The sequence below is a fragment of the Amycolatopsis sp. lyj-84 genome (assembly GCF_046549075.1).
GTDB lineage: Bacteria > Actinomycetota > Actinomycetes > Mycobacteriales > Pseudonocardiaceae > Amycolatopsis.
This window is the reverse complement of record NZ_JAJPWO010000002.1, coordinates 343,731-364,583: the sequence shown is the minus strand read 5'-3', so window position 1 is coordinate 364,583 and position 20,853 is coordinate 343,731. Positions and strand designations below refer to the sequence as shown.

Below are 20,853 nucleotides of genomic sequence, written 5' to 3'. Positions count from 1 at the left end.
CGAAACACGTGTCAACTGATGTTCATCATGGCTGCACCGGGTTACCTAGAACGGCGTAACGCACGCCACCCGATCAGGTGTTTTCTCACCGGCCATGGCGCCGTTCGGAAAAGTGTCGACATCGCTTCGGCGGTACCCGGAAGGTCTTCGCGACCGGTGGTGAAGGCCCGCTGGAGCCCGATGGGCAGCGTGAAGAAATGATCGAAGAACACCGGGACCAGTTCGGGTGGCATCCCGCACAGCGCCCGCAGCCCGTGCCGCCGCAATCCGTGCACGGCGCGGGCCGAGGCGGGCCACAGCGCCCGGTGAGCGGCCGACGCGGCCTCGGCGGGTCCCCGGTCCCATGCCTCGGCGATGGCGTCGGCGACCGGTTCCGCGAGCCGCACCGAGGTCGCCACGCTGTATCCGGTCGCCGGGTGCACCAGACCGGCGGCAGCCCCGAACGGCACCGTCCGGCCGCGCCGGGGCACCGGCACGTCGAGCACGATGCGCACGCGCTCCTCGCGCCCCCGTGAGGTCAGCCCGGCAGCCGTCAGGCGGGCACGCAGCCGCGCCGCGAGGAGCTCCAGCGGCAGGCCGGGCTTGCGTGCCAGCGAGGTCTCCTCGACCAGGACGGTGCCGTCGCCGAGCGGCAGCACGTACAGGAAGCCCTGTTCGCTGCCACGCCAGTCCATGAACACGGCGGTGTCCGGGCTGCCGACCAGCCGCAGCGCGTCCTCGGCGGGGAGGACGGCGCCGAAAGCCGTCTGTTCGTACCGGTTTCCCCGCGGCCGGGCACCGGAGGCGTCGACGTACAGGCCGGCCGCGAGGACCCGTCCGTCCTCGAGCCGCACCGACGAGCCCAGCCGTCCGTGGTCGACGCCGGCCACCGTCCCGGTGAAGACGTCGTAGCCGCCGTCCAGCCACGCTCGCAGGCCGGCGTTGTCCACGACGAAGTACTGCCTGTCGAGGACGTGCGGTCCGGTTCCGAAAGCGAGTGTCCTCGACGGAGCGCAGGCGACGGCGCTCTCGGGCAGCGACGGCAGTTCGTCGGCCCACAGCCCGTAGGTCGCCCGCCACCGCCTGCCCGGCGCCGGGTCGATCAGGATCGTCGACAGGCCTCGCCGCGCGCAGGCACGCGCCAGCGCCCGCCCGGCCGGGCCGCCGCCCGCGATCACCACGTCCGCCACCTGGGCATCTCATCATGCCGTCGCGACGGATACGGTGTGACGCATGGAACAGACGGACCCGAGGACGTGGCGGCGTGATCCGGAGAGCGAAAACGCCGGGTTCACCGACCTCGCCACGAGCCCGTTCCGGATCGACCGGGACCGGATCGCCGCGTCGCCGTTCTTCGCCCGCCTCGGCGGGGTGACCCAGGTGGTCAGCGCCGGCGGTTCCGGGCTGCTGCACAACCGGCTCACGCACAGCCTCAAGGTCGCGCAGGTCGCGCGCGCGATCGCCGAGCGGATCAACGCGAGCAGCGATTCCGCCGAACTCGCCGCGAAACTGGGCGGCTGCGATCCGGACGTCGCCGAGGCGGCCGCGCTCGCGCACGATCTGGGGCATCCGCCGTTCGGGCATCTGGGGGAGCAGACCCTCGACCGGATCGCCCGGCACCGCTTCGGCCTCGCCGACGGATTCGAAGGCAACGCGCAGTCGTTCCGGATCATCACCACGACCGACGTCCGCGGCCCGTCCGCCTCCGGGCTCGACCTCACCACGGCGGTGCGCGCCGCGGTGCTGAAGTACCCGTGGGCGCGGCTGCACGTGCCCGATCCGCATCCGACGTCGATGGACGTCCAGCCGCGCGGCGCGGCCGAACCCGCCGACGCCCCCGGCACCGGCGCGAGCAAGTTCTCCGCCTACAGCACCGAACTCGACGACTTCGCCCAGGCGCGGGCGCCGTTCGACGGCCGGATCGAACCCTGGCAGCAGACCGTCGAGGCGTCCGTGATGGACACCGCCGACGACATCGCCTACGCCATCCACGATCTCCAGGACTTCCACCGGATCGGCGTTCTGCAGCACGCGCCGGTCGCGGCCGAGTTCACCGGCTGGGTGGACCACGCGCTGGACCTGGCCGGGCTCGACGACGCGACCTTGACCGCCGAACGGCGGCTTCCCGGCCGTTCGCTGGAACGGCTGCGCCGCCGGATGCACGCCAAGGACGGCTGGATCGTCGACGACGACGCCTTCACCAGCGCCGTCGCCCGTGTCCGCGCCGAACTCGTCGACGGCCTGCTCGCGACCGGATTCGACGGTTCCATCGAGGCCGAACAGGTCACCGCGGCCTTCTCCTCGAAGTGGACCGCGCGGCTCGTCGACGGCGTGCAGGTCGTGCCGTCACCCTCGACCCGGACAGGGCACCTCACGCTGCGGCCCGCGCAGTGGCACGAGGTGCAGGTCCTGAAATTCGTGCACCGGCGGTTCGTGCTGCTGCGCCCGGAACTGGCCCTGCACCAGCGCGGACAGGCGAGCCTGGTGACCACGCTGGTCGACGCGCTCGACGCCTGGCTGCTCGACCGCGACGAGTTCTACCGGCTCCCGCGACGACTGCACGATCTGGTGGAACTGGCGCGGTCGGAGTTCAACGACCTCGCGCGGAGGTCGCCGGAGCTGCTCATCGGAGCGACCGGGGAACCGGTCACCGGCGCCGACGCCGTGCGCGGGCTCGCGCGCGGCCGGGCGGTGGTCGACTTCGTGGCGTCGCTGACGGACAAACAGGCGGTGACCCTTTTGGACGGCTTGTCCGGTCGCGCTTCGCAGCCGTGGTCGGACTCGTTCGTCCTTTGAGGCCGGTGCCCCAGCACACCGTGACCATACGATTACGCTGATCGGCCTACCTTCTGCGGCCAAAACCGGAAAATCCCCATCTGACGTCACTCGAACGGCCTCTGCCGACGGTGCACGCGCGGTACTTAGCTTGATCCAGCCGGTGATCGCCGGCATTGGTCAGCGTGAGTCGGGGCACGCGCCTAGGAATCGGAGGCGCACGTGCGTCCAACCCGTTCTAGCAGGAGAAGAAGAACGATCCTGACCGCAGGCACCGCGGCGCTCGTCACCGCGCTCGGCCTGGTCGGCCCGCCCGTCTCGGCGGCGGAAACCACCCAATCCCCGGACGCGTTCTCGGAGAACACCGTCCGGCAGATCGAGGCCCTGCAGTCGATCAAGAAGGGGCAGCAGACCGGCGAGTCCAAAGTGGACAGCCGACTGCTCGTCGAACAGAAACTCCGCGCTCAGCGCATGTCGGCCTCCGCGGTTCCCGCACTGGGGTCTGGGGCGAATGTCTCCGCGGCCGGCACCGTGCTCGTGGACATCCGGGGCCAGGTCTCCGAAGGACTCCTGAAGAGCTTGCGTGAATCCGGTGCGGGGATTCGCGCGGTTTCCGAGCACTACGGCAGCATCCGCGCCGAAGTGCCGCTGAACGCGGTCGCGGCGATCGCGGGCCGCGAGGACGTCAAGAAGGTCGAAACCGCCAACGAGGCGTTCACCGCCCGCCAGCTCGCCGAGCCCTCCGCCGCGGGCAACCAGGCGAAGCGGGAAAGCAAGGAAGAGAAGGCCGCCCGGATCGCGGACGAGCTGAAGAAGGCCGTCGAGGCCAAGGGTCAGGTCGGCATCGCCGCCGGGCCGATCAACAGCGAAGGCGACCGCGCGCACAACGCCGACACCGCGCGCCAGCAGTTCGGCGTCACCGGGGTGGGCACCAAGATCTGCGCGCTGTCCGACGGCATCGACTCGCTCGCGACCTCGCAGGCGCGCGGCGAACTCCCGGCGGGCGTCGACGTGATCCCCGGCCAGGAGGGTGACGGCGACGAGGGCACCGCGATGCTCGAGATCATCCACGATCTCGCGCCGAACGCGTCGCTCGGTTTCGCCAGCGCGTTCAACTCCGACGCCAGTTTCGCCGACAACATCCGCAAACTGCGCTTCGACGCGCACTGCGACGTGATCGTCGACGACGTCCTGTACTTCAAGGAATCGCCGTTCCAGGACTGGATCATCGCCCAGGCCGTGAACGACGTGACCGCCAACGGCGCGCTGTACTTCTCCTCGGCCGGTAACGAGGGCAACGTCGCCGACGGCACCTCGGGCCACTGGGAAGGCGACTTCGTCGACTCCGGCAAGGGCGTCGGCAAGTTCGCCGGTACCGCGCACAACTTCGCCGGTGCCGCGGGCAACCAGATCTTCCAGCCGATTTCGAGCGCGTCGCCCGCGGTGCCGGTCACGCTGTTCTGGTCGGACCCGCTGGGCCGCTCGAACAACGACTACGACCTGTACCTGCTGAACGCGGCGGGCAACGTCGTCGACTTCAGCCAGGACGTCCAGACCGGGACCCAGGACGCCTACGAGCGGGTGGACACCCCCGCGGGCGGCGGTGCCGGGCTGCGGCTGGCCATCGTCAAGTTCTCCGGTGAGGGCCGCTACCTGTCGCTGTCCGCGCTGCGCGGTCGCTTCTCCGACTCGGCCGACGGCCTGAAGGCCTACACCAAGCCCGGCGTGACCGTGGGCCACTCGGCGGCGCGGGACGCGTTCAGCGTCGCGGCGGCCCCGGCGGCCAAGGCGTTCCCGCGTGCCCTCGAACCGGGCGACCCGGCCAACCCGGCGGGCCCGTTCCCCGGTGCCTTCGGCGCGACCACCAAGGTCGAACGGTTCACTTCGGACGGTCCGCGGCGGATGTTCTACCAGGCCGACGGCACGCCGATCACCCCCGGCAACGTGTCCGGGACCGGTGGTGAGGTCCGCGCCAAGCCGGACATCACCGCGGCCGACGGCGTCTCCACCAGCGTCACCGGCTTCACCACGTTCTACGGCACGTCGGCCGCCGCGCCGCACGCCGCCGCGATCGCGGGCCTGGTGCTCTCGGGCAACCCAGGGCTGCCCCCGGCCGACGTGCGCGAGGCGCTGATCAACACCGCCGTCGACATCCTGGCCCCGGGCCGTGACCCCTCCAGCGGCGCGGGCGTCATCCTCGCCGACAAGGTGCTCGCGTACACAGGTGCCAGCCCGCAGCCGCTCGCGACCGCGGGCCAGCCGACGGTCACCCCGGCCGACGGCGGTTCCGCGCTCGACCCGGGCGACACCGCCAAGGTGACCCTGCCGGTGACCAACCGCGGTGACGGTGTCGCGTCGTCGACCAGCGTCGTGCTCAGCAGCCCGACCCCCGGTGTCACGGTGGCGCCGCGGTCGAAGTCGTACGGCACGATCAGCCCCGGCCAGACCGGCGTGAACGACTTCACCATCACCGTTCCCGCCACGCAGGAACTGGGTGTGCCGGTGGTGCTGAACGCGCGCGTGACGTTCGCGGGTTCGTTCTCGCCGACCACGTCGACGTTCTCGCTGCCGGTCGGCACGCCGTCGCCGGTGACGCGGGACTTCGCCTACGCCGGTGACGCGGTGGCGATCCCGGACAGCGATCCGACCGGCGCGACCGTGCCGATCACGGTGAGCGGTGTCGGGCGCGCGTCGAAGCTGACGTTCTCGATCGACGGAGCCACGTGCAACACCGACCAGACCTCGGCCACGGTGGGCATCAACCACTCGTACGTCGGTGACCTGGTCGGCACGCTGACCGCGCCCTCGGGCGCCAAGGCGACCGTGTTCCAGCGAGGCGGCGCCGGGGGCAACAACCTCTGCCAGGTCGTCTTCGCCGACACCGCGGCCGCTCTGTTCAGCTCGGTGTCCGCGGCGAACGCCCCGTTCACCGGCACCTACAAGCCGGTTCAGGCGCTCGGCGGCCTGACCACCGGTACGGCGGCCGACGGTGTCTGGAAGTTCACCGCGGTGGACGTCGCCGGTGGCGACACCGGGTCGATCCGCTCGATCTCCTTGCACCTCAACGGTTACGTTCAGCCCGGGGTGGCTGAGCGGCCCGCGGGCGTCGGGAAGTCGGTCGGCAAGGGGCCGGTGAAGCCGGTCTAGTCGTCTCGTCATGCGCGTGAAGGCCCCCTTCCTCGGCTGAGCTGAGGGAAGGGGCCTTCACGGCCCCTGCACCCGGCCCCAGGCAAAGGGCGATTTCGCGTGCTTGGAGGCGGAACACGCGTGATTGGAGGGCGAACACGTGGCGGAATGCGTAGGTTGAGCCCATGGCGAAGGAGCGGCAGGTAGCCGGAGGCGGCAGGGCGGTCGAAGTCGCCCCAGACCGCCTCGAAGGCTGGTACGCCCGCTTCGCCGTCCGCAACGAAGGCGTCCGCGAGACTGAACTGAGCCCCGACACCGTCAAAGTCACCGCGCACAACGGCGTCGTCGCCGTCGCGACCGTCCCTTTCGGACCGTTGGAGGCCGAGGGGACCGTGACCGGACTGGCCATCGGGCCGCTCGTCGACCACGCCCTGATCTCGCGGAGGATCGCGCTCCTGTTGGTGCGGCGCGGTGGCCACAGTGTCGGGATCACGCGCGGGGGAGTGGTCGTCCAGTCCAGGACGGACCGCCATCTCGTCCAAGGTCGATCCGCGGCGGGCGGCTGGTCGCAACAACGCTTCGCGCGACGCCGGGAAGGGCAGGCGCGCGTCGCGCTCCGGTCCGCCGCCGAGGACGCCTACGAAGTGCTCGTGCCTCAACTGTCCGAAGTGGACGCCGTCATTCTCGGCGGTGACCGGCGGGCACTGGAAACACTGCGTGAGGACCGGCGGCTGGCGCCGTTGTTCGACCGTGCCGAACCTCGCGTTCTCGACATCGCCGAACCGCGCCGGACGGTGCTCGACGACGCGGCCGAACGGGCCGTCGCGGTGGAGATCACGCTGCACGGACCGTGACGTCGGGCACGTCGAAGGACGGCTGAAGGCTCCTTTCCCCGCATGTGATGCAGGGAAAGCGTCCTTCACCGCATCGCATGCGGGGAAAGCGTCCTTCAGCTCCGGGTCGTGACGTCGGGCACGGTCGGATAAATCCGCTCGACACCGGCCCGTACACTGATCGCGTGGACATCCTCTTGGAGTGAGCTCCTCGCCTGCCCATCGGCAGGCGAGTCGAAGCTGTCCACTCATCCACCCCCTTTTACCGGGAGTTCCCGTGATCACGGCCTCTGGCCTGCAGCTGCGCGCCGGCTCGCGCATTCTGCTCGACGAAACCAACGTCCGCATCCAGCAGGGCGACCGGATCGGCCTGGTCGGCCGCAACGGCGCCGGCAAGACCACCTCGCTCAAGGTGCTGGCGGGGGAGGGCGAGCCGCACGCCGGCGAGGTCCGCCGCAGCAGTGAGCTCGGCTACCTGCCGCAGGATCCGCGTGAGGGCGACCTGTCCGTCACCGCGAAGGACCGCGTGCTCTCCGCCCGGGGCCTCGACTCGTTGATGCGCAACATGGAAAAGGCGCAGACCGCGATGTCGGAGCTGGTGGACGACAAGGAGCGCGACAAGGCGATCAACCGCTACAGCCGTCTCGAGGAGCGCTTCGCCTCACTCGGTGGGTACGCCGCCGAGAGCGAGGCAGCGCGGATCTGCTCCAACCTCGGCCTCGCCGACCGCGTGCTCGCGCAGACGCTGCAGACCCTCTCGGGTGGACAGCGCCGCCGAGTGGAGCTGGCCCGGATCCTGTTCGCCGCCGCCGAGGCGGGCGCCGGCGGCAAGTCCGAGACGATCCTGCTGCTCGACGAGCCCACCAACCACCTCGACGCCGACTCCATCAACTGGCTGCGCGGGTTCCTGAAGCAGCACGACGGCGGTCTCGTGGTGATCAGCCACGACGTCGAACTGCTCGGCGACGTGGTCAACAAGGTGTGGTTCCTCGACGCGACCCGCAGCGAGCTGGACCTGTACAACATGGGCTGGCAGCGCTACCTCGACGCGCGGGCCACCGACGAGAAGCGCCGCCGCCGCGAGCGTGCGAACGCCGAGAAGAAGGCGGCCACGCTGCAGCAGCAGGCCGCGAAACTCGGTGCGAAGGCGACGAAAGCGGTGGCCGCCAAGAACATGGCCCGCCGCGCCGAGCAGATGCTGTCCGCGCTCGACGAGACCCGCCAGGCCGACAAGGTCGCCCGGATCAAGTTCCCCGAGCCCGCGCCGTGCGGCCGGACCCCGCTCACCGCGGAGGGGCTTTCGAAGTCCTACGGTTCGCTCGAGATCTTCACCGGAGTCGACCTCGCGATCGACCGCGGTTCGAAGGTCGTCGTACTCGGATTGAACGGTGCCGGAAAGACGACTTTGCTCCGGCTGCTCGGCGGAATGGAAACTCCGGATACCGGGGAGACCATTCCGGGTCACGGATTGCGTTTGGGCTATTACGCACAGGAACATGAAACGCTCGACCACGACGCTTCCGTGTGGGAAAATATCCGTCACCTCGCGCCGGACACCGGAGCGCAAGAGCTGCGGAACCTTCTCGGGTCGTTCCTCTTCACCGGCGAGCAGCTCGATCAGACCGCCGGCACGCTCTCCGGCGGTGAGAAGACGCGGCTCGCGCTCGCCGGTCTGGTGTCCAGCGCTGCCAACGTTTTGCTGCTCGACGAGCCGACGAACAACCTCGATCCGGCCAGCCGTGCCCAGGTCCTGGACGCTTTGCGCAGCTTCGCCGGGGCCGTCGTCCTGGTGACGCACGACCCGGGCGCGGTCGAGGCGCTGGAGCCGGAACGCGTGATCCTGCTGCCGGACGGAACCGAGGACCATTGGTCCGCCGATTATCTGGAACTTGTCCAGCTTGCGTGAGCTCTGCGTCCGTTCGGGTGCTTGATCGATGCCATCCGGCCACTGAAATGGCCCAATGTGATCGCGGTTTCAGCAGTTTTGCGCTCGTCGTCTGGCATTCCGGCGCTCAGTGTTCGATCATTGCGGCGACAGGGGCCGCTATGTGGCCCAGAACACTCTCGGCGGGAAGGCGATCGACGTGGCTGATCTCAAGAAAGGCGCGCGGATCACCGGCAACACGCGTGACAAGCTGGCCGCTGACCTGAAGAAGAAATACGAGAAGGGCTCGAGCATCCGCGCCCTCGCGGAGTCGACGGGTCGCTCGTACGGGTTCGTGCACCGGGTTCTCTCGGAATCCGGCGTCCAGCTGCGTGGTCGTGGTGGTGCCACCAGGGTCAAGAAGAAGTAGTCACGAAGAAGTAGCGGACTGCTGCGCGGGGGGCGCAGTTCCCTTACCGGGGACCGCTGTTTCAGACGATTCACTGGCGGCGAAGGCCAGCCTGGCACCGAGCAGGACCAGCGGATACACCAGGTAGCCGTACCTCGTCGCCGGGGTGAGCAGGATCAGCGCGCCGAGTCCGACGGCCATGCGCAACAGCGCGTCCGAGCCGGTCGTGGGAGGTCGGCGGATCAGCCAGATCAGGATCGCGACGGCCGCGATCCCGAGCAGGGCGAAGGAAATCGCCGTGCCGACAAGGCCGAGTGAGGCGATGAGGCGCCCGGGCAACGGGCTCGCCGCGGGTGACTCGACCACGCCCATTCCCAGTGGGAACCGGAAGACGTGCTCGACGAACGCCTTCGGGTCCACGAGATAGACCGGCAAGTGCAGGACCAGGGTCGTCACCACGAGTGCCGCGGCGAATCCGCCCAGTGCGCGAGGACCACGCCGCGTGAGCAGCAGGACACCCAGCACGACCACCGCGGGCGCGACGATGAGTTTCGCGCTGATCACCAGCGCCAGCACGAGACCCGACAGGACCGCGCGTCCGCTCGTGGCCAGCGCGAAGGACAGCACCAGCAGGCCCACGATGGCCAGGTCCGGGCCCGCCACGGCCCAGGTCAGCGCGGTCAGCGGGCAGGCCAGGGCGAGTTGTGCGGCGCTCACCGGGATTGTCGGCCACTTCAGCAGCCGCAGCGTCAGCAGTACACATGCGACGGCCGTCAGCGCGAACATCCAGCGTGCGTCGGTCAGGGCGTCGGCCACCGGCCCTCCGCCGAACAATGCGCGCGGCAGGCCGAAGACGGTCATCACCGGACCGTATGGTGTGTAATCGTTTACTTCCGCCGCGCGACCGAGAGCGGTCACATCGACGTACGGGGTTCCGTTCTCCAGAAGGAGTTTCGCCGACCGCTCGATCACCCAGACCTCGGGCTGGGCCGCCCACGAGACCGGCGTGATGAGCCAGTCCACTCCGGTCAGACGGCGAATGACGAGCATTCCCAAGGGAAGGATCATCGCGAACAGCCCGATGGCCCCGATACCTACCCACCGAGAGCCGAGTGCGCCGGGCGGCCGCTTGCCGCGGCGGGCGGCGATCATCAGCCAGCTGGTGTGGACCACCGCGAGGCCGTAACCTGCGACAGCGAAATTGGCCCACACGCGGTACCCGTAGAACTCCGCGACGGCCGTGTTCAGCCCGGCGAAGATCAGGCAGCCGGCGTAGAAGACCAAGTCGATGGTCAGCTGTCGCGAGTCCTTGGTCACCGGCTCAGGCTACCGACGAGGCCGTGCCCGCCGAAAAGAGGACGCGGAAACCGGGAAGCATCCGGTGTTCTTCGGTGTTAGTGCTGGTTATATCCGGGAAAAATCTCGACCAATGTCGAGGTTTGGTGGGGGCGAGGAGAGAGAATCATGGACAACACCTGGACGCTGATGAACTCGGCGATGAAGTCGGCTGACGTTCCGAAAGGGCTGCACAAGGGGACGCTCCGCCGCGTCGCGAGGTTCGCCAGGCCGCACTGGCGGAGGTTGCTGATATTCCTGGCGCTCACCATCGTCTCGGCGGTGCTGGCGGTGAGCACGCCGGTGCTGGCCGGGAAGGTGGTCGACGCGATCATCGGCGGCCACGACGTCTCGCTGGTGGTGTGGCTGGCCGTGGTGATCGCCGCGCTGGCGCTGATCGACGCCGGGCTCGGGCTGGTGGAACGGGCGCAGTCGTCGCGGATCGGCGAAGGGATCATCCTCGACCTGCGGGTCGCGGTGTACCGGCACGTGCAGCGGATGCCGGTCGCGTTCTTCACGCGCACTCGCACCGGCGCGCTGGTGAGCAGGCTCAACAACGACGTCATCGGTGCGCAGCGCACGTTCACCGCGACACTGTCCGGTTTGGTCACCAACGTGATCCAGCTCGTGCTGTCGCTGGTGGTCATGATGACGCTGTCCTGGCAGGTCACCCTGCTCGCGCTGGTACTGCTGCCGGTGTTCATCCTGCCGACGCGGCGACTCGGCCGGAAGATGGCCGGACTGCAGCGCGAGGCCGGGCAGCTCAACGCGTCGATGACCACGCAGATGACCGAGCGGTTCTCCGCGCCGGGCGCCACGCTGGTGAAGCTCTTCGGCGACCCGGGACGGGAAGTCGGCGACTTCGGCGCGCGGGCCGGGCGGGTGCGCGATATCGGAGTGCGGACGGCGATGCTGACGCGCTGGTTCCTGACCAGCCTGACCACGGTCTCCGCGCTGGCGCAGGCCCTGGTCTACGGGCTGGGCGGCTACCTCGCGCTGACCGGGGCGCTCGCGCCGGGCACCGTCGTGGCGCTGGCGTTGCTGCTGACCAGGCTGTACTCGCCGCTGACCGCGCTGGCGAACGTCCGGGTGGACGTGATGACCGCGCTGGTGTCGTTCGAGCGGGTCTTCGAGGTGCTCGACCTCAAGCCGATGATCGAAGAGAAGCCCGAGCCGCGTCGCGTGCCCGACGGTCCGGTGTCGGTGGAGTTCTCCGACGTCCGGTTCGGCTACCCCGCGGCGGACCGGTACTCACTGGCGTCGCTGGAGGACGTGTCCACTTTGGATCACCGGGGCGGTGACGAGGTGCTGCACGGCATCACCTTCCGCGCCGAACCCGGGCAGATGGTGGCGCTGGTCGGTTCTTCCGGTGCGGGCAAGTCGACGATCGCCTCGCTGCTGCCGCGGCTCTACGACGCCGACGCCGGGTCGGTCCGGCTGTCCGATGTGGACGTCCGAGAGCTGAGTTTCGCCTCGCTGCGGGAAACCGTCGGTGTGGTGACCCAGGACGGGCACCTCTTCCACGAGACGATCCGGGCGAACCTCGAGTACGCGCGGCCCGGTGTCACCGACGAGGAGATCTGGTCGGCGCTGGACCGTGCCCGGCTGGCCGAGCTGATCCGGGAGCTGCCGGACGGGCTGGAGACCGTCGTGGGGGAGCGGGGCTACCGGCTCTCCGGCGGCGAACGGCAACGGCTGACCATCGCGCGGCTCCTGCTGGCGCAGCCGAGGGTCGTGGTCCTCGACGAGGCGACGGCGCATCTGGACTCGCAGTCCGAGGCGGCCGTCGGCGAGGCGCTGACCGACGCGCTGGACGGGCGGACCGCGCTGGTCATCGCGCACCGGCTGTCGACGGTGCGGGCGGCGGACCAGATCCTGGTGATCGAGTACGGGGAGATCGTCGAGCGGGGGACGCACGAGGAGCTTCTCGCGCGTGAAGGGCGCTACGCGGCGCTGTACCTGACGCAGTTCTCGGAGGAGCCTGCGGTGGCGTGACCGGATGCTAGGAAAGGCCCGTTCCTTGCAAAATTTGCAAGGAACGGGCCTTTCCTAGCACGCCGCGAGGGGAGATCAGGCGAGCGCGGGTGAAGCGAAGGTCGCGTTCACCAAGGCCATCTTGCGCGGATCGTCGCGCAGGAGCGGGCCCATCCTGTTCATCGTGTAGCCGAACGCGATCCCGCTCTCGGGATCCGCGCCGCCGGACGAGCCACCGAGCCCGTCGTGTCCGAAAGCGTTCGGGTTCGGCCCGAAGCCGCGTTCCTCGCTGCCGAGGTAGAACCCCAGTGCCCATTCGTTGCCGAGCCCGCCGACGAGGTCGGCCTCGCGCCCCTGCCCTTCGCGGGCTGTCGCGAGGGCCTGGTCCGAGAGCAGTCGCCCCGAGGCGAGAGCGCCGTAGATCGTCGCGATGGCCCGGGCGGTGCCGTGCCCGTTCAGCGCGGGCAGGATCGCGCGCCGCCACTCGGGGTCGTTGGCGTCGCGGCCCTGGACGCGCGGGTTCGCCAGCGCCGCGAGGGCGGCCGGGCCGGCGTTGGCGAACGCCTGCGTCAGCGACGTCTTCATCTCGGCGCTGAGCACGGGTTCGACGAGGGTGGAGCAGCGTGCGAGGTCGTCGTCGGCGGCCAGGCCGATCTGGAAGTCCGCGTCCAGCGGACCGGCGACGTGCTCGGCGAAGTACGCGCGGACGTCCTGCCCGCTGACCCGGCGGATCACCTCGCCGACGAGGAAGCCGAACGAAAGCGCGTGGTAGCCGCTGGCCGTGCCGGGTTCGAAGAGCGGCGCCTGCGCGGCGAGCAGGCCGGTGATGTGGTCCCAGTCGTACAGTTCTTTGACGGTCACCTGCCGATCGAGGCCGACTCCGGTCACGCCGGAGCGGTGCGAGAGCAGCCAGCGCACGGGGATGTCGCGCTTGCCCGCCGCCGCGAACTCCGGCCAGTACCCGGCGACCGGTGCGTCGAGGTCGAGAAGGCCGGCGTCGGCGAGGTGATGCGCGCAGAGCGCGGTCATGCCCTTGGTGGTCGACCAGACGTTGGTGAGCGTGTCCGCCCGCCACGGGGTCGTCCGGTCCGGATCCGCCCAGCCCGCCCGGAGATCGACGACGGTCTCGCCGCGATGCGTCACCGAGAACGCCGCGCCGAGCTCGTCGCGCAGCGCGAAGTTCTCTTCGAAGGCGGCTCGGACGGGTTCGAAGCCCGCCGCGCATTCACCGTGGATCTCGGTCATGGACACGGGACCTCCTGCGGACACCGACCGGTCGGTATGTAACCGTAGAAGGGCCGCGCGGACGAGTCAAGGGGCTCGTCCGCGCGGGCCTCGGCTACCGGAGGGCGGGAACCCGCGCGCCGTACTTGGCGAGCAACGCGGCGTTGGCCTCGTCGCCACCGTCCACGTTGGAACTGCGCCACAGCGGGATGTCGACCCCCTGTGCCGCGCCGAGGTCCACGACCTCGGCGAGCACCAGGTTCCACAGGAAGGCGTTGATCACCGTGGACAGTGGCGCGGTCCGGGGTGCCTCCGGCGGGTAGCTCGAGTCGCCGGGACGCACGTGGGAGTCGAGCACGATGCTGGCTTCTTCGATCAGCGTCGTCGCCGCGCGCTTCGGTGCCGCGGCCACGGACGCGGCCGAGCTCACCGCGATGACCGAGGCGCCGCGAGCGCGGGCACCGGCGGCCAGTTCGACCGGGTACGGGTTCACGCCCGAGGTCGAGAACACCACCAGCAGGTCGTCCGGCCCCGGCGCGCGTTCGGCCAGTACCTCCTCGGCGAGCCCGGAGCGGCGTTCGGTCTTGGTGCTGTGCTGCGCGCCGTGCAGCGGTAGCAGCTCGGGGTGGTAGACCGGGTACACGCAGGCGAGGCCGCCCGCGCGGTAGAAGGTCTCGGCGACCGCGGCCAGCGAATGACCCGCTCCGGCGGTGAACACCAGGGCGTCGGCCCGGATGACCCCGAGGATCAGTTCGGCCGACTTCCGGATCTGCTCCGCGTTACCCCGTTCGGCCTCCGCGAGCCGTTCGGCGACGTCTGCATAACGTTCGGTGGTGCTCACCACATCCGCCCTTCCGTCTGGAGATCAGCGACGAATGTATCGCGTGGACCAATGGCCGAAGTGGAATACATCGGGTCATGATCGAGGTTGACCCGATCGCTGCGGCCGGGTTTCGGAGACTGGAGGGTCCAGGGTGAGCGAGGCTGATCCCGCGGTGCGGACTTGGCGAGCACGCGGCCAGGCGAAAGCCGTGGTGCTGGTCCTGCACGGCGGCGCGGAGCACAGTCATGCCCGCGTGGCGCCGTGGCGGCTGGCGTACCAGCGGATGGTTCCGCTGGCGAAAGACGTCCACCGGGCGGGCAAAGAGCACGGGGTCGAGGTCCGGCTCCTGCGCAACCGCGTCTACGGGTGGAACGACCACGGCACCGACGCGCTCGCCGACGCGCGCTGGGCCTTGGAGCGGATCCGCGAAGACCATCCGGGCGCACCCGTGGTCCTCGTCGGCCATTCGATGGGCGGGCGGGTCGCCCTGCGCGTCGCCGACGATCCGGCCGTCGCCGGGGTCTGCGCGCTGGCACCGTGGACACCACCGGGTGAACCCATCGGCGCCGTCCGCGGTCGTGCCGTGCTCATCGCGCACGGGACCAAGGACCGGATGACCGATCCGGTGGCATCACACGCTTTCGCGGAACGCGCCGAAAAGGTGACATCGCGTTCCGCGCGATTCGAGATCGGCGGGGAAGGGCACGCGATGCTACGAAGGTTTCGCGTCTGGAACCGTCTCGTACGGGCTTTCACCCTCGAGCTCATCGAAGCCGGGGGAAACGACGAAACGCTGAGCGCGGCCTGGGACCGGCCGAGCTCCGAGCGGCTGCGGATCCCGGTCTAGACCGGGCGGGAGGGAGCACCTTTTATGTCCACGTCAAGCATCGATCGGACCGCAGGCCCGTCCGGTCTGCCCACCCCCGACGAGTCACGGTGGCCGGGATTGGCCGTCCCACCGCATTCGCCGTTCCGCGCGCGGATCGCCGAACAGCTGTTCCGCCGTGCGGTGCATCCGCTGAACGTCCGGGTGCGGATGCCCGACGGTTCCCAGCTCGGCTCCGGCGGTCCGGACGCGCCCGAGATGCGCATCAACCGTCCCGCCGCCCTTTTCCACCGCCTCGGTGTCGACGCGAAGATCGGCTTCGGCGAGGCCTACATGGTCGGCGACTGGACGAGCGACGCGCTCGCCGAGGTGCTGACCCCGTTCGCGGAGCGGATGGCGACGCTCATCCCGCCGCTGCTGCAACGGTTCCGCCGGTTCGTCGACCGCGGCCACCCCGCGGACGAGGAGAACACCATCGAGGGATCGCGGGCGAACATCCATCGCCACTACGACCTTTCCAACGACCTTTTCGGCGCGTTCCTCGACCCGTCGATGATGTATTCGTCGGCGCTGTTCGGCCCCGACGACGATCTCACCACCGCCCAGCACCGCAAGATCGACAGCGTCCTCGACTACGCCGGGGTCCGCGAAGGCAGCACGGTGCTCGAGATCGGCACCGGCTGGGGCGAACTCTCGATCCGGGCGGCCGCGCGCGGGGCCAGGGTGACGTCACTGACCATTTCCGAGGAACAGGCGGCGCTGGCGACCGAACGCATCGCCGCGGCGGGCTACGCCGACCGGGTCGACGTCCGGCTGTGCGACTACCGCGACTCCAGTGGCGAATACGACGCGGTGGTGAGCGTCGAGATGATCGAGGCGGTCGGAGAGTCGTACTGGCCGACGTTCTTCGAGACCATCGGGAAGCGGCTCAAGCCGGGCGGCCGGTTCGGGCTCCAGGCCATCACCATGGACCACGAACGCATGCTCGCCGCGGCCCGTTCGTACACGTGGGTGCACAAGTACATCTTCCCCGGCGGGCTCATCCCGTCGACCACCTCGGTCGAACAGGGCATGCTGGACCACACCCGGCTGAAACTGCAGGGAGTGCGCGAGTTCGGCCAGGACTACGCGCACACGTTGCGGCTGTGGCGGGAGAGGTTCACTCATCGGTGGGACGAAATCACCGAACTGGGCTTCGACGACGTCTTCAAGCGGATGTGGGAGTTCTACCTGGCGTATTCCGAAGCGGGGTTCCGTTCGGGGTATCTCAAGGTCCACCAGTTCGGCTTCGCCGACGACGGGCGGTGAACGCCACCCAACCGATGCGGGGTGCCGCACGTCCTTCACTTAGGGTCTGCGGTTGACTGGGCCCCACACGCGAAATCGGGACGGGTGATTCGGCATGACGTATGGAGGCGACGACCGAGGGCGACGGATGCCGCCACAGCGGCCGCCGTCCGGCCGCCCCCGGCGGCACCAGCCCGCGCAGATGATGCCCCTGCCGGGCCGGGGGAGCAGCCCGTACGACGAACGGACGGCGCCCATGGGGCACGGAGGCGCCGAGCGCCCCGCCGGTCCGCCACCGCGCCGTCCGGGGCCCCCTCCGGGCCGCCCGATGGACGGCGCGCGCCCGCCGCGGCGACGCAAGCGCTTCGGCTTCGGCAAGGTGCTGGTCACGTTGCTGACCGTGTTCGTGGTGTTCCTCGCCGGTGTGTGGGTGTACCTGGAGTTCTCCATCAACCGCGTCGACGCGCTGGCCGACTACTCCGGCCGCCCCGTCGCGGCCGAAGGCACCAACTGGCTGATCGTGGGCTCCGACAGCCGGGACGGGCTGACCCCGGAGGAGCAGGAAAAGCTCGTCACCGGTGACGTCAAGGCCGCCGGCGGCGGCAAGCGGACCGACACCATCATGATCGCGCACGTCCCGGACAACAGCACCAAGCCGACGCTGCTGAGCCTCCCGCGCGACTCGCAGGTGGCCATCCCGGGGCACGGCAAGAACAAGATCAACGCCGCGTTCTCGATCGGCGGCCCCGTGCTGCTCGCGCAGACCGTCGAAGGCGCCACCGGCCTGCGGATCGACCACTACGCCGAGATCGGGTTCGGCGGGTTCGCCAAGATCGTCGACGCGATCGGCGGGGTCAACATGTGCGTCGAGAAGCCGATGGAGGACACCCTCACCGGCATCAAGATCCCGGCGGGTTGTCAGGACCTCCAGGGCCCGCAGGCGCTCGGCTTCGTCCGCATGCGGCACAGCGAGGCCACCCCGCGGTCGGACCTCGACCGTGTCGCCAACCAGCGGAAGTTCATCGGTGCGCTGGTCAGCGAGATCGGCAGCCCCGGCACGCTGCTGAACCCGTTCTCGCTGTTCCCGCTGCTGTCCACGGCGCCCGACGCGCTGACGATGGATTCGGGCGACCACGTGCACAACCTGGTCGGGCTGGCGCTGGCGATGCGCGGGATCTCGTCGGGCGGCGTCGTCACCACGACGGTCCCGGTGACCAACGGCTCGGCGGAGAACTGGGACAAGACCAAGTCGAAGCTGCTTTTCGACGCTTTGAAGAACGACACGGAGATCCCGGACAGCGCGATCCTCACCTGATCCGTGGTGTCCCGAACGCTATGAAAGGCCCGTTACTTGCAAAATTTGCAAGTAACGGGCCTTTCATAGCATTGGACCGGCCCGAAAACCGGAGGCGTCCGGAGCGACGGCGAGGCACCATGGGGTGATGGAAGCGCCCGCCGAAACCCTCGCCGACGACGTCGTCGTCCTGCGCCGCTGGAAGCCCGAGCAACTCGGCACCCTGGCCGCCGTCGCGGGGGATTCAGCCGAGCACCTCGGTGCCTGGCAGATCTGGGCCACCAACGGCTACGGTCGCCGAGAAGCCGCCGACTTCCTCGAAACCACCGCGCGCAACTGGGCCGAAGGCAAGACCTACGACTTCGCGATCTTCGCCGACGGTGACGTCGTCGGTGCCTCGGGCATGATCACGCATCCGGACCGGATCGAGATCGGCTACTGGCTCAGCCGCCACCACACAGGCCGCGGTCTGGTGACGAGGGCCGCGCGGCTGCTGACCGCCGAGGCCTTCCGGCTCGGCGCGCCGGAGGTCGAGATCCGGCACGACGAGAAGAACGTCGCGAGTGGCGCCGTGCCCGCGAGGCTGGGGTTCACGATGACCGGTGAGGAAACCGTCGAGCCGCCGTTCGCCCCCGCCTGCGCGGGCGTCAACCGGATCTGGCGGCTCAAGCGTCCTTAGACTTGCGTTCGTGCAGGGCCGCGAGCGCCTTGTCGGCGTGCACGGTGAACTTCAGTTCGCTCTTGATCACTTCGAGCACCTTGCGGTCGGTGTCGATGACGAACGTGTGCCGTTTGGCGTGCAGCGGGCTGAACTTGCGCCACACGCCGAACTGTTTCGCCACCACACCGTCCACATCGGACAGCAGGGGGTAGTCGAAGCCGTGCTTGGCCGAGAACTCCTGCTGTTTGGCGACGGCGTCCGGGCTGATGCCGACGCGGTGCGCGCCGACATCGGCGAACTCCGCGGCGAGGTCGCGGAAGTGGCAGCTCTCGGCGGTGCAGCCGCTGGTCATCGCGGCGGGGTAGAAGAACAGCACGACGGGGCCGGACGAGAGGAAGTCCGACAGCGTGCGCTCCTCGCCCTTGTCGTCGGGCAGGGTGAAGTCCGGGGCGATGTCACCTTGGTCCATGCCGGGATCCTGTCACGTCAGTGGGCGTGCCGTTCGATCAGCTCGTCGACCTCGTCCCCGGTCGCGGAATCGGCGACGAACGAACCGCGTGCCGCGAGGACGCCGTGTCGCCGCAGCCGCTCGGCCTGTTCGTGGCTGCGGACGCCTTCCGCGCCGATCCGCAGTTTCAGCTCCTTGGCCCTGGTGACCAGCTGGCACAGGTGACGGACGTCGGCCTCGTCCTCGCCGTCGGCCAGCGCGTCGACCACCGCGCCGGACAGGATCACGTGACGGACCGGCAGCCGATGCTGCGGGATCAGTTCCAGATCGGCCGAACCGGAGATGGTCAGCACCAGCTGGGCGCCCAGATCGGCCAGCACGGCGAAGGAGTCCAGCACTTCGCCGCGCGGGTCGAGCACGGACTCGCGGTCGGTGCACAGCCGCAACGCCTGCGCGGGCAGGCTGTGCCGATCGAGCTGCTCCTTGACCAGCAGCACCAGATCGGGGTCGATGGCCAGCCGGTTCGGCAGCCGCACGCAGACATCCGGTGCCGCGTCGCCGAACCGCTGCCGCCAGCGCGCGGTGGCGGCGAGCGATTCCGCCAGCAGCCACCGGCCGAGCGGGATGGTCATCCCGGTGATCTGAGCCAGCGGATAGAACTCGTCGGAGTCCAGTTCGCCCTTCTCCGGGTGGGTCCAGCGCAGCCCCGCGTTCACCGCGGCCAGCTGGTCCGGGTTCGCGAGCTTCACCGTCGGCTGGTAGATCAGCGAGAACTCGCCGTTCTCCAGCGCGCCCGCGATGACCGCGCCGAGCTGGTAGCGCCCGCGGTCACGCGCGTCGAGCTCCGGGTCGAACAGCATCCACTGCGCCTTGCCTGCCTCCTTGGCGCGGTGCAGCGCGATCTCCGCGGCCCTGAGCAGGTCCTCCGGTCCGCCGTCGGCGACCGGGCGGACGACGATGCCGGCGCTCGCGCTGACCCCGATGCCGTGCCCGCCGAGGTAGATCGGCTCGACCAGTTCCTCCAGGGCCTGCTCGACGAGATCGATCACCTGAGGCGAGGTGAACTCCCCGCGCAGCAGGACGGCGAACCCGTCGCCGGACAGCCGGGCGACGGAAGCGTTGTGCCTGCCGGAGAACACGGCCTTGAGTTTGGTCGCGACCCCGCGCAGCACCTGGTCGCCGACGCCGGCGCCGAGACCGTCGTTGATCACCTTGAAGCCGTCGACGTCGAGATAGACGAGCGCGATCTGCTCGCCGCCGGATCCGGCCAGCGCGGTTTCGAGGGCGTTGCCGAACGCGGTGGCGTTCGGCAGGCCGGTCAGCGCGTCGTGCACGTTCTGGTGCAGCAGTCGTTCCTGCAGCAGGTGGATCTCGTTGGCGTCGGAGACCATCAGCACCGGGTACGCCGAGCCGGGCCGGTCGCCGGGGAGGTCGGTCAGGGTCACGTCGACCCAGAGCGCGCCTTCCTCGGTGTGGTCCAGCAGCAGGCGTTCCTGCTGGGTCGGCTGGCTGAGCTTCATGAGCTGGGAGAGCCCGTTCCGCAGCCGGGAGACGTCGTGGTCGGCCGAGCCGAGGTCGGCGATGTTCCGCCCGCGCAGCGCCGAGGGGCGGCAGCCGAGGAGTTTGCCGAGCGCGACGTTCGCCTCGACGATCCTGCCGTCGGAGTCGGCGAGCGCGATCCCGATGGGAGAGGCGGAATAGAGCTTGGAGAACCGCAGCAGAGCGGGCTTGTGGTCGGGCTCGGTCCGGACGGCGTCCTGGGCGACGCCGAGCAAGAGTCGTTCGAGTTGCTCCTGGGGAAGCGATACTCCTTTAGTGTCAGCGAGCGTCGCGGCCCATCTTCGAGCGACGTCCACCAACCCTGGCGCGGAACCAGGCTCAGGCACACTTCACCTCTTCATGCGCGGTTTATGGCCAGCTCAGACCGGGTGTCCGAGCCCACGGACCCACACTAGGTATGAGCCGACCGGGAGTAGTGCCACGGCATCATGCTCG

Annotated in this window: 16 protein-coding genes; 10 read left to right on the top strand and 6 right to left on the bottom strand. The window is 69.5% G+C overall.

Features of this window, described 5'->3' with window-relative positions:
* Nucleotides 1–41: 41 nt before the first annotated feature.
* Nucleotides 42–1,169: a lycopene cyclase family protein gene (locus tag ACLJRM_RS06695; RefSeq protein ID WP_410662581.1), complete on the bottom strand. Its 1,128-nt coding sequence runs from the start codon at nucleotides 1,167–1,169 to the stop codon at nucleotides 42–44.
* A 43-nt stretch (nucleotides 1,170–1,212) separates the two neighbouring features.
* On the opposite strand from ACLJRM_RS06695, the gene ACLJRM_RS06690 reads away from it, so the two are divergent.
* The 5 genes from ACLJRM_RS06690 to ACLJRM_RS06670 all read left to right on the top strand — a co-directional run bounded on the left by ACLJRM_RS06690 (nucleotide 1,213) and on the right by ACLJRM_RS06670 (nucleotide 9,007).
* Nucleotides 1,213–2,775 carry a deoxyguanosinetriphosphate triphosphohydrolase family protein gene (locus ACLJRM_RS06690; protein WP_410662580.1) on the top strand — a complete coding sequence of 521 codons (1,563 nt, stop codon included), beginning with the start codon at nucleotides 1,213–1,215 and terminating at the stop codon, nucleotides 2,773–2,775.
* A gap of 237 nt (nucleotides 2,776–3,012) precedes the next feature.
* A complete protein-coding gene (locus ACLJRM_RS06685) occupies nucleotides 3,013–5,901 on the top strand; it encodes a S8 family serine peptidase (protein ID WP_410662845.1) in 2,889 nt (962 codons plus the stop codon).
* Between the two features lie 164 nt (nucleotides 5,902–6,065).
* A complete protein-coding gene (locus ACLJRM_RS06680) occupies nucleotides 6,066–6,734 on the top strand; it encodes an acVLRF1 family peptidyl-tRNA hydrolase (protein ID WP_101606816.1) in 669 nt (222 codons plus the stop codon).
* Between the two features lie 256 nt (nucleotides 6,735–6,990).
* Nucleotides 6,991–8,619: an ABC-F family ATP-binding cassette domain-containing protein gene (locus tag ACLJRM_RS06675; protein WP_101606817.1), complete on the top strand. Its 1,629-nt coding sequence runs from the start codon at nucleotides 6,991–6,993 to the stop codon at nucleotides 8,617–8,619.
* Between the two features lie 178 nt (nucleotides 8,620–8,797).
* On the top strand, nucleotides 8,798–9,007 hold the full coding sequence (locus ACLJRM_RS06670; protein ID WP_003071237.1) for a helix-turn-helix domain-containing protein: 210 nt from the start codon (nucleotides 8,798–8,800) through the stop codon (nucleotides 9,005–9,007).
* On the opposite strand, the gene ACLJRM_RS06665 is transcribed toward ACLJRM_RS06670, so the two are convergent.
* Nucleotides 9,008–10,303 (bottom strand): glycosyltransferase family 87 protein, encoded by a 1,296-nt coding sequence (locus ACLJRM_RS06665; RefSeq protein ID WP_101606818.1) that lies wholly within the window; start codon nucleotides 10,301–10,303, stop codon nucleotides 9,008–9,010.
* Between the two features lie 147 nt (nucleotides 10,304–10,450).
* On the opposite strand from ACLJRM_RS06665, the gene ACLJRM_RS06660 reads away from it, so the two are divergent.
* Nucleotides 10,451–12,316 carry an ABC transporter ATP-binding protein gene (locus ACLJRM_RS06660; protein WP_410662579.1) on the top strand — a complete coding sequence of 622 codons (1,866 nt, stop codon included), beginning with the start codon at nucleotides 10,451–10,453 and terminating at the stop codon, nucleotides 12,314–12,316.
* 75 nt (nucleotides 12,317–12,391) lie between these two features.
* Here the strand turns inward: ACLJRM_RS06660 and ACLJRM_RS06655 are convergent, their stop codons facing one another.
* Together ACLJRM_RS06655 and ACLJRM_RS06650 are read right to left on the bottom strand one after the other, a co-directional pair.
* Nucleotides 12,392–13,540, bottom strand: coding sequence for a serine hydrolase domain-containing protein (locus ACLJRM_RS06655; RefSeq protein ID WP_101606820.1), 1,149 nt, complete (start codon nucleotides 13,538–13,540; stop codon nucleotides 12,392–12,394).
* A gap of 94 nt (nucleotides 13,541–13,634) precedes the next feature.
* Complete coding sequence (locus ACLJRM_RS06650) at nucleotides 13,635–14,363, bottom strand: sugar isomerase domain-containing protein (protein ID WP_020637136.1); 729 nt, start codon at nucleotides 14,361–14,363, stop codon at nucleotides 13,635–13,637.
* Between the two features lie 130 nt (nucleotides 14,364–14,493).
* On the opposite strand from ACLJRM_RS06650, the gene ACLJRM_RS06645 reads away from it, so the two are divergent.
* The 4 genes from ACLJRM_RS06645 to ACLJRM_RS06630 all read left to right on the top strand — a co-directional run bounded on the left by ACLJRM_RS06645 (nucleotide 14,494) and on the right by ACLJRM_RS06630 (nucleotide 18,428).
* Entirely contained in the window at nucleotides 14,494–15,189 is a 696-nt protein-coding gene (locus tag ACLJRM_RS06645; RefSeq protein WP_101606821.1) for an alpha/beta hydrolase, read from the top strand.
* A 24-nt stretch (nucleotides 15,190–15,213) separates the two neighbouring features.
* Nucleotides 15,214–16,476 (top strand): SAM-dependent methyltransferase, encoded by a 1,263-nt coding sequence (locus ACLJRM_RS06640; protein ID WP_101606822.1) that lies wholly within the window; start codon nucleotides 15,214–15,216, stop codon nucleotides 16,474–16,476.
* Nucleotides 16,477–16,570: 94 nt separating this feature from the next.
* Nucleotides 16,571–17,770, top strand: a complete 1,200-nt coding sequence (locus tag ACLJRM_RS06635; protein ID WP_101606823.1) for an LCP family protein — start codon at nucleotides 16,571–16,573, stop codon at nucleotides 17,768–17,770.
* Between the two features lie 127 nt (nucleotides 17,771–17,897).
* Nucleotides 17,898–18,428, top strand: a complete 531-nt coding sequence (locus ACLJRM_RS06630) for a GNAT family N-acetyltransferase (RefSeq protein ID WP_410662578.1) — start codon at nucleotides 17,898–17,900, stop codon at nucleotides 18,426–18,428.
* Here the strand turns inward: ACLJRM_RS06630 and ACLJRM_RS06625 are convergent.
* Both ACLJRM_RS06625 and ACLJRM_RS06620 read right to left on the bottom strand, forming a co-directional pair.
* Entirely contained in the window at nucleotides 18,415–18,879 is a 465-nt protein-coding gene (locus tag ACLJRM_RS06625; RefSeq protein ID WP_410662577.1) for a peroxiredoxin, read from the bottom strand. The genes ACLJRM_RS06630 and ACLJRM_RS06625 overlap by 14 nt on opposite strands.
* Nucleotides 18,880–18,896: 17 nt before the next feature.
* On the bottom strand, nucleotides 18,897–20,714 hold the full coding sequence (locus ACLJRM_RS06620; RefSeq protein WP_410662844.1) for a putative bifunctional diguanylate cyclase/phosphodiesterase: 1,818 nt from the start codon (nucleotides 20,712–20,714) through the stop codon (nucleotides 18,897–18,899).
* Nucleotides 20,715–20,853 lie beyond the last annotated feature (139 nt).

Excerpts from the sequence above, each read along its gene's own strand:
- ACLJRM_RS06690 (WP_410662580.1), top strand. The coding sequence starts at position 1,213 with ATGGAACAGACGGACCCGAGGACGTGGCGGCGTGATCCGGAGAGCGAA.
- ACLJRM_RS06680 (WP_101606816.1), top strand. The coding sequence starts at position 6,066 with ATGGCGAAGGAGCGGCAGGTAGCCGGAGGCGGCAGGGCGGTCGAAGTC.
- ACLJRM_RS06660 (WP_410662579.1), top strand. The coding sequence starts at position 10,451 with ATGGACAACACCTGGACGCTGATGAACTCGGCGATGAAGTCGGCTGAC.
- ACLJRM_RS06655 (WP_101606820.1), bottom strand. The coding sequence starts at position 13,540 with ATGACCGAGATCCACGGTGAATGCGCGGCGGGCTTCGAACCCGTCCGA.
- ACLJRM_RS06640 (WP_101606822.1), top strand. The coding sequence starts at position 15,214 with ATGTCCACGTCAAGCATCGATCGGACCGCAGGCCCGTCCGGTCTGCCC.
- ACLJRM_RS06635 (WP_101606823.1), top strand. The coding sequence starts at position 16,571 with ATGACGTATGGAGGCGACGACCGAGGGCGACGGATGCCGCCACAGCGG.
- ACLJRM_RS06630 (WP_410662578.1), top strand. The coding sequence starts at position 17,898 with ATGGAAGCGCCCGCCGAAACCCTCGCCGACGACGTCGTCGTCCTGCGC.
- ACLJRM_RS06625 (WP_410662577.1), bottom strand. The coding sequence starts at position 18,879 with ATGGACCAAGGTGACATCGCCCCGGACTTCACCCTGCCCGACGACAAG.